General features: G+C 32.8%; 17 protein-coding genes. 12 read left to right on the forward strand and 5 right to left on the reverse strand.

The genetic code is table 11. The features are described from left to right. The first annotated feature begins 135 nt into the window (after positions 1-135). Positions 136-453, forward strand: coding sequence for a PadR family transcriptional regulator (locus tag EUC40_RS11870; RefSeq protein ID WP_098876284.1), 318 nt, complete (start codon positions 136-138; stop codon positions 451-453). A 7-nt stretch (positions 454-460) separates the two neighbouring features. After that, positions 461-997 (forward strand): DUF2812 domain-containing protein, encoded by a 537-nt coding sequence (locus EUC40_RS11875; protein ID WP_071711860.1) that lies wholly within the window; start codon positions 461-463, stop codon positions 995-997. 116 nt (positions 998-1,113) lie between these two features. On the opposite strand, the gene EUC40_RS11880 is transcribed toward EUC40_RS11875, so the two are convergent. Both EUC40_RS11880 and EUC40_RS11885 read right to left on the reverse strand, forming a co-directional pair. Further along, a complete protein-coding gene (locus EUC40_RS11880; protein WP_156575321.1) occupies positions 1,114-1,407 on the reverse strand; it encodes a hypothetical protein in 294 nt (97 codons plus the stop codon). A gap of 142 nt (positions 1,408-1,549) precedes the next feature. Then, entirely contained in the window at positions 1,550-1,798 is a 249-nt protein-coding gene (locus EUC40_RS11885) for a hypothetical protein (protein ID WP_000433610.1), read from the reverse strand. Positions 1,799-2,071: 273 nt separating this feature from the next. On the opposite strand from EUC40_RS11885, the gene EUC40_RS11890 reads away from it, so the two are divergent. From EUC40_RS11890 to EUC40_RS11900, 3 genes are read left to right on the forward strand one after another with little or no spacing between them, the layout of a single operon-like run. Further along, entirely contained in the window at positions 2,072-2,455 is a 384-nt protein-coding gene (locus EUC40_RS11890; protein ID WP_156575323.1) for a VOC family protein, read from the forward strand. Between the two features lie 14 nt (positions 2,456-2,469). Next, positions 2,470-3,012: a GNAT family N-acetyltransferase gene (locus EUC40_RS11895; RefSeq protein WP_156575325.1), complete on the forward strand. Its 543-nt coding sequence runs from the start codon at positions 2,470-2,472 to the stop codon at positions 3,010-3,012. Further along, the gene (locus EUC40_RS11900) at positions 3,012-3,593 is read left to right on the forward strand and encodes a kinase (RefSeq protein ID WP_156575327.1); all 582 of its coding nucleotides are present in this window, start codon (positions 3,012-3,014) and stop codon (positions 3,591-3,593) included. Before EUC40_RS11895 ends, EUC40_RS11900 begins: the two co-directional genes overlap by 1 nt. Positions 3,594-3,740: 147 nt before the next feature. On the opposite strand, the gene EUC40_RS11905 is transcribed toward EUC40_RS11900, so the two are convergent. Beyond that, the gene (locus tag EUC40_RS11905; protein ID WP_156575329.1) at positions 3,741-4,694 is read right to left on the reverse strand and encodes a hypothetical protein; all 954 of its coding nucleotides are present in this window, start codon (positions 4,692-4,694) and stop codon (positions 3,741-3,743) included. Positions 4,695-4,954: 260 nt separating this feature from the next. On the opposite strand from EUC40_RS11905, the gene EUC40_RS11910 reads away from it, so the two are divergent. Next, the gene (locus EUC40_RS11910; protein ID WP_156575330.1) at positions 4,955-5,266 is read left to right on the forward strand and encodes a hypothetical protein; all 312 of its coding nucleotides are present in this window, start codon (positions 4,955-4,957) and stop codon (positions 5,264-5,266) included. Positions 5,267-5,303: 37 nt separating this feature from the next. Here the strand turns inward: EUC40_RS11910 and EUC40_RS11915 are convergent, their stop codons facing one another. Both EUC40_RS11915 and EUC40_RS11920 read right to left on the reverse strand, forming a co-directional pair. After that, positions 5,304-5,519, reverse strand: a complete 216-nt coding sequence (locus tag EUC40_RS11915; RefSeq protein ID WP_000974633.1) for a helix-turn-helix domain-containing protein — start codon at positions 5,517-5,519, stop codon at positions 5,304-5,306. 10 nt (positions 5,520-5,529) lie between these two features. Continuing rightward, positions 5,530-6,012 carry a DUF2975 domain-containing protein gene (locus EUC40_RS11920; protein ID WP_071711816.1) on the reverse strand — a complete coding sequence of 161 codons (483 nt, stop codon included), beginning with the start codon at positions 6,010-6,012 and terminating at the stop codon, positions 5,530-5,532. A 238-nt stretch (positions 6,013-6,250) separates the two neighbouring features. On the opposite strand from EUC40_RS11920, the gene EUC40_RS11925 reads away from it, so the two are divergent. The 6 genes from EUC40_RS11925 (at position 6,251) to EUC40_RS11950 (ending at position 12,488) form a co-directional block, all read left to right on the forward strand. Next, the gene (locus EUC40_RS11925; protein ID WP_000844587.1) at positions 6,251-7,039 is read left to right on the forward strand and encodes a DeoR/GlpR family DNA-binding transcription regulator; all 789 of its coding nucleotides are present in this window, start codon (positions 6,251-6,253) and stop codon (positions 7,037-7,039) included. Positions 7,040-7,201: 162 nt separating this feature from the next. After that, positions 7,202-8,068, forward strand: coding sequence for a carbohydrate ABC transporter permease (locus tag EUC40_RS11930; RefSeq protein WP_098541635.1), 867 nt, complete (start codon positions 7,202-7,204; stop codon positions 8,066-8,068). Between the two features lie 10 nt (positions 8,069-8,078). Continuing rightward, a complete protein-coding gene (locus EUC40_RS11935) occupies positions 8,079-8,897 on the forward strand; it encodes a carbohydrate ABC transporter permease (RefSeq protein WP_156575332.1) in 819 nt (272 codons plus the stop codon). A 25-nt stretch (positions 8,898-8,922) separates the two neighbouring features. After that, positions 8,923-10,284, forward strand: a complete 1,362-nt coding sequence (locus EUC40_RS11940; RefSeq protein ID WP_156575334.1) for an extracellular solute-binding protein — start codon at positions 8,923-8,925, stop codon at positions 10,282-10,284. Between the two features lie 76 nt (positions 10,285-10,360). Further along, positions 10,361-11,788, forward strand: coding sequence for a CehA/McbA family metallohydrolase (locus tag EUC40_RS11945; protein WP_156575336.1), 1,428 nt, complete (start codon positions 10,361-10,363; stop codon positions 11,786-11,788). Next, the gene (locus EUC40_RS11950) at positions 11,781-12,488 is read left to right on the forward strand and encodes an HAD family hydrolase (RefSeq protein ID WP_156575338.1); all 708 of its coding nucleotides are present in this window, start codon (positions 11,781-11,783) and stop codon (positions 12,486-12,488) included. Before EUC40_RS11945 ends, EUC40_RS11950 begins: the two co-directional genes overlap by 8 nt. Positions 12,489-12,495: the final 7 nt, after the last annotated feature.

The following is a 12,495-nucleotide window of genomic DNA, read 5'->3' on the forward strand; positions in this document are numbered from 1 at the left end:
GATTTTTCAATTTAAAGAAATAGATATTTAATTATTAAAATGCACTTGCATATTTTGGAATAGGATTATACAATATCGATATACGATGTATCGTGAGTCGATATATCATAAGACGATGTATCGGAGGTAGTTATAATGAATGCGAAAGCACAAAAATATATTCCGTTAACAGAGGCGACATATTACATACTATTGTCACTCGTGAAGCCGTTACATGGCTACGGAATTATGCAAATGGTAGAAGAGATGACAAATGGGGAAGTAAAGCTCGGCCCTGGTACTTTATATGGGAATACGACGAAGTTATTGAAAGAGAAGTTAATTGTTGAAGTTGCCTCTACAGACAGAAAGAAGTGCTATGAGTTAACGCCGTTTGGGAGAGAAGTACTGGAACTGGAGTACAACAGATTACAGCGGTCTGTAAAGAATGGAAATAGTATATTAGGGGAGTGAATGGATGATGGAGATAAAGAAGATATTCAAACCTTTCGCAGTATGGAGCTTAGAAAAAGAAGAAGCGTATCTACGTAAAATGCATCAACAAGGCTGGGCGTTACAAAAGTATAACGTAATGTATACGTTTAAGAAAACTGAGCCGAAAGATGTAGTATATAAAGCAGACTTTAGATTAGAGTATAAAGATTCGAAAGAAAAACAAAAAGAATATATCGAAATATATGAAATGTGTGGCTGGAAACATGTAACGAGTTTTGCGAAATGGAATTATTTTTGTAAAGAAGTAGAAGAGGAAAATGAGTTGCCAGATATATATTCAGAAAAGGAAACGAGGATACAAAAACTTACTGAGTTGTTACAGTTTTTTGTAATTATGTTTGTAACGATAATGCCAGCGCTTTACTTATGTTTTCTTGGACCATCAGAATCTAGAATTCCTTATATATTTAAAGGTATGATAGGATTTGTAGGTTGTATGTATTTATATATATTTATTAATGTATCTTGGAAGATTAAAAAGTTAAAAAATGAAATATTGTAACAAAGAGTGGATTTATTAAAGAAGATGGTTGTATATATTGAATGGAAATCATCTTCTTTAATTTCTATATATCCTCATTTTGTTCATTCTTTTTTATATAATAAAAGACCACCTTTTTAATTCATAGAACTAACAGTTACAAAGATGATACCAGTAACAATACCTAAAAAAATCATAAATGAAGAAGTAATTAATAATAACGAACTAGCAATTAATATCACTTTATTAGATTTTTGTTTTTTATAAAGGAAATAAAGTAAAAGACCACAAATAGTAGAAAGTATCCATATAGCTAAACCGTAAGAAGTCGAGATTTTCTTCCAATCGAAAATCCAAAAGTAAAAGATGACTATGTGACAAGTTAATAGTAGAAATGTAGATGGAAGCACAAACTTTTTATGTAAATTCATTCGTTTCACCTCTCTTATGTAAATTTTACCAGAAGAGTGTAAAGTTTAATATATAATAAGGAAGAAATACGTTTTATATTACTGAATTAAAAAGAAAAACCCCTTATAGAAAAATCTATTTCTATAAGGGGTAGTAATAATTTTAAGAGAAAGACTGATTTTGCGCAGGTTTAATAAATTGTTCTGGATTTTCAACAAGCCCACATACAGCGCATTGGACGCGGTATGTAGGTCCTTGATAAGCCATATGAAAAGCATTCATCGTTTCATTTGTGTATTCTTCTTCTACTTGACCAGTTTGTGGATTTAACTTGACTGGTTTTACCTGTTGCTCAAGAATATTAAAGCGAGTTCGGTTCGTTTTACAACTTGGACAAAGCATTGGTTCCATATGTATACACCTCCATTTGTAGCATTTCTTATAAGTTTTGATTTTATGCAAGTAAAAAAACTTTCTCAATATAAATAGGTGTTTAATGTATTTAAAATTCAGAAAAAATAAAATATAATAAATATAAGAACTGGTTATGTCCAAACCAAATCTCCTGTTTTATGCCAATAAGCTGGGGGCCGAGAAATCGGCCTCATTTTTTTGTGCTTATGGAACAAGGTTATTTGAAAGATTTGTCGAATTTTTAGGGGGATAGATAAAGGGGGATGTAACATGAATTTAAAAATGAAATACATCATTTTATATGTTGAAAAGTTTGAGGAATGTTTAAGCTTCTATAAAGATACTTTACAGTTACCTATAAAAGCAGAGCACGGTACATATATTGAATTTCATACTGGATCAACAATTTTAGCGATGAATACGAGAGAAGATGTAAAGAAATTAACCGGATTACCGCTTACAGAAGGTGAGTTACAGTCTTCTCATTTCGAATTGGGATTCGTTGTTGATAATGTACAAGAAACGATTGAGCAATTTAGAGAACAAGCTATCAAGATTTTAGTTGAACCAATTGTAAAACCGTGGGGGCAAACAATTGCATACATTGCTGATCCAGACGGTAATTATATTGAAATTTGCAGTTCATTAGAATAGAGGGAGAAAAAGAGATGGGATTTCCGAAACTAGAAACAGAACGTTTACTATTAAGAGAACTTACATTATTAGATGCAGAAGCGATGTTCCGTTATTTTTCGAAAGAATCTGTTATACGTTATTTCGGGATGGATTCTTTCGAAAATATTGAGCAAGCGAAAACAACGATTCAAACGTTTAAAAATCGTTATGAAGAGGGAAGCGTGTTTCGTTGGGGGATTGAGAAAAAGGGATCGGGTCAACTAATCGGAACGTGCGGATTTCATTTAATTAACAATCATCATAAACGAGCTGAAATTGGTTATGAATTAGACGATACATATTGGGAAAAGGGATATGCATCTGAAGCACTTCAGGCCATTTTAACTTATGGATTTGAATCGTTACAGCTCATAAGAATTGCTGCTGTTGTATATGTAGAAAATAAAGCTTCTCAAAAATTGTTGAAAAAAGCAGGGTTTCAAGAAGAAGGATTGCTTCGAAAACATATGATTCAAAATGGAGTTGCTCATGATACTATTTTATATTCTTTATTAAAAGAAGAGTGGCAGAAGTAATGAGTATGAACGAACTTATAACTATTATGAAGAAGCATAGGGAAAATCGATTCATTTTAGGTATAGATGGTTTAAGCCGTTCAGGTAAAACGACATTCGTAACACATTTAAAGGAAAATATGAAACAAGAAGGTATTCCGTTTCATATTTTTCATATTGATGATCATATAGTGGAGCGTAATAAACGCTATCATACAGGATTTGAAGAATGGTATGAATACTATTATTTGCAATGGGACATTGCATACTTACGGCAGACATTTTTTCAAAAGTTACAACATGAAACGAAATTGAAATTGCCTTTTTATCACGCTGAAATAGATTCATGTGAAATGAAGAAAGTACAGATTCCTATCGTAGGTGTAATTGTAATTGAAGGAGTTTTTCTGCAACGAAAAGAATGGAGAGATTTCTTTCATTATATGGTGTATTTGGACTGTCCAAGAGAGACAAGGTTTCTACGTGAAAGTGAAGAGACACAGAAAAAACTCTCCAAGTTTGAAAATAGGTATTGGAAAGCGGAGGATTATTATTTGGAAGTTGAATTGCCGAGGGATCGGGCAGATTTAGTCATTCAATGATTAGAAAATAGAAAGGAGAATACAGCATTACTTAGAATTTTTTTAGTAGTGATTGACAGAGGGTTTTCTTTATAAAATAAATTATTATTAAAGACTGTATCTTTCGGTTTAAAGGTACAGTCTTTATTTTTTTGAGCTATCGAATCTTTATTTTCTGTATACTTGAATGCATTCTTTCCCCCATGTATTCAACAGGTTATCCATATGAACCAATTGCCATGGATTAAAGAATGATTGTCCATCTTTATTAAAGAAATAGCCATCGCCTACATGAAAAGAAGCGTGTACTACATTGCTATTTTTATTTTTCCATACAAGGATATCACTAGGTTGCAAAGAATCGATAGAAGCTGATTTTAATCGATAGCTTTTTATTTGTAACCCTTTTAGAAAGCTATTATCATGTACCCATTTCGTAATAATCCATTGCGCCTCAGACATTTCAGCACAAACACTCGCTAGAGTAGCTGCAAGACAATTTGCTCCGTTTGCAATTGAAAAAGTATTAAAATATGAAGCAATATGGGGAAACTTCTCTTTGAATGTTCCAATTTGCTTTTCACTTAATGAAGTTTGATAAACAAATTGTTTTGTTAATAGGATTAGAAATTTATATTGAAATTCTTTATGTAAGTTATCCCAAAGTGATTTTTGCAAACTTATATAGCGCTTTGAACCATATTCAAATGAATATAAAGATACATGTTGTAATGTGGTGGCTTTAATTGAAGCAGATTGGATATCGTTCAGTACAGATTCAATAATATCCCATTCATAAATAGAACCTCTATTTACTTCGAGTTGAATTTGGAAAATGCTTTCGCGTGTTTCTTTGTCCCATTGAGTAATCAAACTAGGATTTGCTACACAAACAAATTGAATGTCTTTATGAATATTCCATACTTGATAGCTATTTCTACTATCAATATTGTTAAAGATGGAGTGGTTAGAAAATTCTTCTTTAGACAATAGTAAAGTATTAGAAGTGAAATGCTTTACTATTGTTCCATATTTGGCAGGGAAAAAGAATAAATCATATTCAGGTAGAAATTGTTCAATCCATTTATTTAGTATATTCGTTTTTATATGTATACTATTCATTAAAAATCACCTCTTGTTTGTATTCTATAATGGTAGTTTAAATGCCTTTTTAATATACAGAAAAAACGATAAAAGCTGTTATTGCATTTGAAAATATGGGTAATTTCATTTTAGAAGATGGTGTCATACAAGCGCAGCAAATGAAGCGGCTAGTTGAGGAGATTTGTGAAAATATAGGTTGCAATCAATTCGGTATTTTAACCAAATTATGGTTATTTGTGCTAATATGAAATCATTGCTAAATAAGAAGGAGGGGTAGGATGAACACCGAAATAGTTCCCAAAAAGAAGTACAGTATAATAAGCTATATATCTTTACTCATCGGCATTTTGTGTTTTCTGTTCGTTTTTATAACACCGACAAGGATAGCGAATGCAGGTAATATAGTGGGAGACTATATTACAGCTGCCCTGACAGTTGCAGGTATCATACTTTCTGTCATTACAATGACGAAAAAGACAGAGAAGAAGGGGATTGCTATCATTTCATTAATACTGTCCTCATCACTCATTATATTTTGGATCATTGCGATTATTTTAATTTTGACTGGTAAAGTTAGTTTTGCGCCGTAATACCGAATAAAAAGAGTCCTTCTATGAAGGACTCTTTTTATTCGGTATCTTCTGGTCGATATTCTAAAATATCCCCAGGTTGGCACTCTAACGCTTTACAAATTGCTTCTAAAGTGGAAAAGCGAATTGCTTTTGCTTTTCCGTTTTTCAAAATAGAAAGGTTAGCCATCGTAATACCTACTTTATCAGTCAGCTCTGTGACACTCATTTTCCGTTTAGCAAGCATTACATCAATATTAATTATTATTGCCATATGTATCACCTCAGACTGTTAAATCGTTTTCTGATTTTATATCTATTGCATCTTGTAAAAGCCTTTGGAGAACGGCAGCAAAGACCGCGATAACCATTGATGCAAGAATCATGATCATGCCAATAATGATAAAGCCTGGAGCGTCATCTCTCTCCGCAATGAGATAAAAGAGTGGCATGCCTAATACGTACAAGACGCTGATTGTCATAGCGCAGTATTTTATATTTTTTAAAGCGCTAACAGATAATTCCGAGAAAGCATTGTTTTTATCAATATAGCTTAACAGTTTAAAAGCTTGATACAGGGCGTAGTAAAAAGGTATGGCCGTTGCATATAAATTGATAAAGACAAGATATTTTATAAATGCAATATCGGGATACAATTCAGCTGCGAAATTCCCAATTTTAGGGACCAAAAATATACACATAGCTAGAACAGGGATTCCGATTAGAATCACAACGGTTTTTAAAAAGAGTGTGGATCCTTGTTTCATAAAAAGCACCTCATTTATTTAATATCTTTTAAATTTAACATGAAATTTATTGTTTAACAATAAATTTTTATTTATTATAATCATGTTTTTATTGTTAAATAAATTTCGAATCAAAATGAATATAATCGTTCCTTATTTCTGTAAATGATGTTATGTTAAAAGTAATGATTAAGACTTTTGTATATTAAGAGTGTTTAGAAAATCAATATTTTGCGTAATTAGACGAGGTGTTAATGAAATGAAATCGTACACACAGTTTGAACGAAGAAAACACATACTAGATGAGTTGGAAAAGTATAATCGAGTGATGGTAAATGATTTAGCGAAAGTACTAAATGTTACAACAGAAACGATACGAAGAGATTTAGATATGTTGCACAAGGAAGGGCAGCTTACGAAAATACATGGTGGGGCAATTAAGAAAAAAGATCAATCATTAGAGTTTCATTTTGATAAACGTCGATCTGAGAATATTGAAGAAAAACGAAAAATTGCAATGGAAGCAAGTAAACTCGTAGAAGATAATGATATTATCGCAATTGAAATTGGAACAACTACAATGCAAATTTTAGATTACATATACGATAGAAAGAATTTGACGATTTTAACAAACTCGATACCGGCTGTGAATAAAATTATTGAGCTGAAAGAACAGTATGATTCCTTTGATTGCAGGTTAATAGTCATAGGGGGAATATTGAATACAAATTCATTAGCACTGTCTGGAGAAATGACGTTAAACTATCTTGATCATTTCACTGTTAATAAGTTATTTGCTTCGTGTGATGGCATTTCATTAGAAAAAGAACTAACATGTTCGTATATTGAAGATGCCCAAATATATAAGCAGTTAAAAAACAATGCAAAACAAGTTGTAATGATGGCTGATGAATCAAAGTTTAATTTAACAAAGTTTTATAAAAGCGGGAGTTTTAGTGATATAGATGCATTATATACGAATGCAAAACTTGATGAAGCTTGGGAAAGTGTGTTAACAAGTAATGGAGTAGAAGTAATAACAGTATAGAAAACAAAAAGAAGGCTATTTCTTAGTAAGTTGAGAAATAGCCTTCTTTTTTGTTTATATGTTGTTTTATTTTGTTAATTTGTTGTTTTTACAATTAGTTAACAAATTAACAACATTGTGTTAATAATGAACTCGTACAATATGAATTAGGGGGTGGCAAGAATGCAAATAAAACTATCAAAAGCTGTGTTCTTTTTAATACCAGTTGGAATACCTCTAATCTTGTTTTGGATTATTCCGAATTTCATTAGTTTAGGTATTAGTTTTACTGATTGGGATTTTATGACGAATGATTTTAACTTTGTTGGCTTAGAAAACTATTTCAATTTATTTACACAAGATTCTTTTATGCAAGCATTGCTCAATACGTTTTATTTCGGAATTGGAACAGTCATTCCGACGATTGCATTAGGCTTAGGGTTCGCATTATTTTTCCGAAAGAAATTCAAAGGTTCTGCGTTGTATCAATTAATGATTTTTTCACCATGGGTAACGCCAACAATAGCTGTATCCATTGTGTGGTCACTCTTATATGAACCTCAATTTGGAGTTATTAATAAAGTGCTAAACTTTTTCGGGATACCTGGTTTGGACTGGCTTCAGAGCAGTAAAACAGCGATGTTAGCAGTCATTATAATGACTGTTTGGAAATTAGTTGGTTGGACGATGATTTTCTATATCGGCGCATTAGAAAAAGTTCCAGATAGTTTATATGAAGCAGCTAGTATTGATGGAGCAAATGCATGGCAGAAATTTAGATATGTAACACTGCCAATGGTTTCATCAACAACTTTCTTCTTAGTTGTCGTTAATACAATTTCTTCAGTGCAGGCTTACGATCAAATAAAAATTTTAACACAAGGTGGACCTAGTGGTTCGACGCGTACGTTACTGTATTTATTCTTCCAACAAGGGTTTGAACAGTTTGATATGGGATCTGCAACAGCAATCGCATTTATCATACTAATCATTACAATTCTACTATCTGTTATAAACAAAATAATAGGTGATAAGTGGGTGAACTATTAAGGTGAATAATTTGAACAAAGGTTCATTAATCATAAAGCATTTCTTTTTAGCTCTATCAAGTATACTATTTGTTTTTCCGTTCATATGGATGGTACTTGGCTCGTTTAAAACATCTAGTGAAGTATTACAAGGAGGCTTTTGGCCTAAAGAATTTCATTGGGAAAATTATCGACAAGTATTAGACATACTACCATTTAACACATATTTATTTAATAGTTTTTATACATCTTTCCTCATTACAATATATGTGCTTGTTTCATCTGCACTGTTTGCTTATATGTTGGCATTTTACAAGTTTAAAGGTAAAAATATTACATTTAGTGTTGTAATGGCAACGTATATGATTCCTGGAGCTGTTTCGTATGTTCCTGTATATGTAATGCTAGGGAAATTTGGTCTGCTTGATTCTCATTTTGGATACATGATTTCTATGGCTGTTAGCGTATTCGGTATTTTCTATTTAAAACAATCGTTCCACAAAGTTGGTTTTGAAATAGTCGAAGCAGCCAAAATTGATGGGGCAAGTGATTGGCGTATTCTTTGGAAGATTATTTTCCCAATGACACGATCATCATTTGTAACACTAGGATTGGTCACGTTTATTGGTAATTATAATAATTACGTCTGGCCAGCTCTTATTTTGAAAGATAATACGCAAAAGTTAATTACGAATGGAATTGCTGATTATTTCATTAATAGTTCCTTAGGAAGAGATTGGTCACACATTATGGTTGCAAGTACAATCGCAACAGTTCCACTCTTAATCGTATTTTTAATTCTACAAAAATGGTTTTTATCTGGTGTTACTGATTCAGGAATAAAGGGGTAATTAAATAGTAAAGGGGATCTGTAGGATGAAAAAACTATTCATGCTTCTAACAGTTATAACATTGTTTGTAAGCGCACTTGCGGGATGTTCAGGCGGAAAAGAAAGTACGGTTAAAGCGAGTAAAGAAGGAGAGAAGGTTGTTGTTCCATTCATTAATGGAGTAGGAGGTTCTCTTGCAGAGCGTGTAGATAAGATTGTAGAAGAATACAATAAAAGCCAGGGCAAATATGTAGTGAAAACGACAAAAGCTGGTAGCTATGATGAGTCTTATCAAAAGCTACAAAGTGGATTTGCAGCAAATAATCAAGAAGCAATTGCATTACTAGGTTCAGATGTCGTTCAAGAATATGCTAAAAAACAGTTAATCGTACCTATAGATGAATATGTTAAAAATGATACTAATTTCAAAAAAGATGATTATGGAAAAGGGTTTATGGAGCAAGCAACAATTAACGATAAGTTGTATGGAATTCCGTTTTACGGTACAACGCAAATTTTTTATTACAATAAAAAAGTATTAGGGGAGAATGGTTTTACAAAAGATGATTTAAAGACGTGGGAAGGTGTAGAAAAAGTAGCAAAAACAGTGGCAAAACGTGGTGAAAATGGAAATGTGTCATATGCAGGCTGGATGCCAATGTGGGGAACTTCCAATTTAATTGATGCGGTTCGCAGTGCTGGCGGAAATGTATTAAGTGAAGATGGTACAAAAGTATTAATTAACGATGACACTTGGGTTACGGTATGGGAGAAATTCCGTACATGGCTTCATGACGATAAAATTATGAAAATACATTCAGGTGGTACTGGATGGGAATATTGGGATAAAACAGTAATTGATTTAGTTGAAGGTAGAACGCTAGGATTTACAGGATCATCTGGTGACCAAGGATTTGTTTTTAAATCATTAGGAAAAGGAATGACAGAAGAAGAACGTCTTAACACATTTGAGGCATTACCTCAGCCTGCTTGGGGTAATAATAAACCAGCGCCAAAACTAGAAACATATTTATTTACATTAACGAGAAATATTGATCCAGAAGTAGCAAAAGGTGCATATGACTTTATGAAGTTTGCGACGAGTACGGAGAAAACGGCTGAATGGTCCATGGCTACGGGATATATTCCTGTTCGTAACAATGTAACAGATTACGGTCCATATGCTGAATTTGTCAAAAAACAACCACAAGCATTAGTTCCATTAGAGCAAGCTAACAATAATGGAGTGGGACCATTTGTAGATCCAACAGGCGGGAAAATCAATGATGCTTTAAATGTAGCGAAAGATAAAGTAGAGATTGAAGGAATTCCAGCGAAAAAAGCATTAGATGAAGCAGCTAAAGTTGCACAAGAAGAGTTAGATAAAGTTTTGAAAAAGAAGAAGTAATATTACATGAGGTGCTTTTGAACGAAGGAAGTGCCTCTAAATGACCCTCATTAAAACGGAAAAAGGTGTGAGAACGATGATCGAAATAACAAGTACGATAACACTTTCTCCATTCGTAAAAAATAAACATTGTTTCCAAATGAGAGAAACTGATATTGAAAATTTCACATTAAAGATTGATCAAGGGGATAGCCGGAAAATCCCGCTTTTATTAATCGTAAGAGATCCTAGCGGTTATGTACGTATACAATATCAAACGCCAGTTGCAACTGAAAAACTAGTCGTTTCGAAAGATGTAAAGTTTTGTTCCGCAGGTTGTAGTGGAGGAGAAATACAGTCAGGTAGTTGGGAATTGGAAGTCATATATATCCCTCATTGTGCAAAGAAAGTAGTGAAATTTACTGGGGCAAAAGTTGACTACACAGTAAATATAGTACTGAACGATCAGTTGGAACGAAAGTATAATAGAGAGCACTTTTGTAAGGAAAATATTTTTATCGATGACGACCGTTTTAATAAGGTAATAAATGAAGAACATCGCTGGTACAAAGGAGAATTTCATGAGCACACAGATTTAACGGATGGCGAGATAGATGATGAACTTGGAATGCAAGTATGTGAGAAACAAGAATTAGATTTTTTATATACGACAGAGCACAATATCGTAATGCCATCGTATGAAAAAGGAAACACATTAATTATACCATCTATGGAACTTACAACTCCGTACGGTCATTACAATATATTCGGGATAAAGGAATACGTTGACTTTACAAAGTATATAGATGAATCATTTAGCGCTGAAAAAATGAACACACTATTTTCATTGATGAAAGAAAAAGGTTATTTATTGAGTGTGAATCACCCATTTATGAAGCCTTGGGCGAACCAAGTGAATATCGATTTAGAACATGTTCATACGATGGAAATTATGTGTGATCCAACCTATAAAAAAAGTAAATCATCCACTTTAGAAGCTTTGCGTTGTTTCGATCAAATGTGGGCAAATGGTCTTAAAATTTGGGGGATAGGTGGAAGCGATTCGCATTTACATCCATCTAAAACATTCCCAGGATCAAAAGATCCATCCATTTACGGTGATCCAGGAACATATGTATTATGTAACGGTTTATCTATGAAAAACTTAAAATCTGCAATCAAAAAGGGAAGAATTTATTTCTCTCGATTTAGAAAATTAGCGATAGACATTCAAAATGAGGGCGAAACGATATATGTCGGTGATGAGGCTAAAGGAAATATTATTTACAGCATTTCTACTGACAAACCGTGTGATTGGAGACTCATAATAAATGGGCAAATGATGGAACAAAAATCTGAGAGCGATGTAACCTTTGTATTCTCTTTAAATGAAGGGGAATACGCTAGGGTTGAGGGATGGGAAGAGGATGAATTAGTAGCGTTTATTAATCCTATTCATAATAAAGTTGAGAATAAAAATATGAAAACATGGAATGAAGTTATAGGGGGAATAAAAGGTGAATAAAGCAATTATTTTTGATAAAGATGGAACATTAATACAGTTAGATTCCGTTTGGTACAAAATTGTGCATCGTGTGTTAGATGATATATTTCAAACGTATCCAAGTGAAAAAAGTAAACGAGATGATTACTTATCGATTATTGGCATGAATGATAACGATTTTGAGAGTACGAGTTTACTAGCTTGTCGCACAAATTACTTTATTGCGGCTGCATGGTATTCGTTGTTAGAAAGTCAACATGTAGATAAAAAGAATTTCATTCATGACGTATGTCTTTTATTCAAAAAGTACTCTACTGCAGATGATCTTATATTTACAGAAGTGGAAGGCGCAAAGGAAACGTTACGATATTTAAAAGAAAATGAATATATTATTGGCGTTGTTACGGCAGACGATGTTGATGCTGCGATTCATTCTTTAAAAATGACTGAGTTATATGATTACGTAGATTTTTTAGGGGCAGATGACGGTGTGAATAGAACAAAACCTGAAAGTGATTTTTATCATATGTTTAAAGAAAAATTTTCTCTAACTGAAGAAGATGTACTTATGGTAGGTGATACATTAACAGACGTTACATTTGCGAGAAATAGTAATATTAAAGTAGTGGGCGTCTTATCCGGAGCGAGTAGGAAAGAAGATCTAGAAGGAAAAGCGGATTATATTTTAGACAGTATGAAGGATATTTCGAAAGTTTTATAAAATAACT

Source organism: Bacillus luti, from assembly GCF_009739945.1.
In the GTDB taxonomy this organism is placed as follows: domain Bacteria; phylum Bacillota; class Bacilli; order Bacillales; family Bacillaceae_G; genus Bacillus_A; species Bacillus_A luti.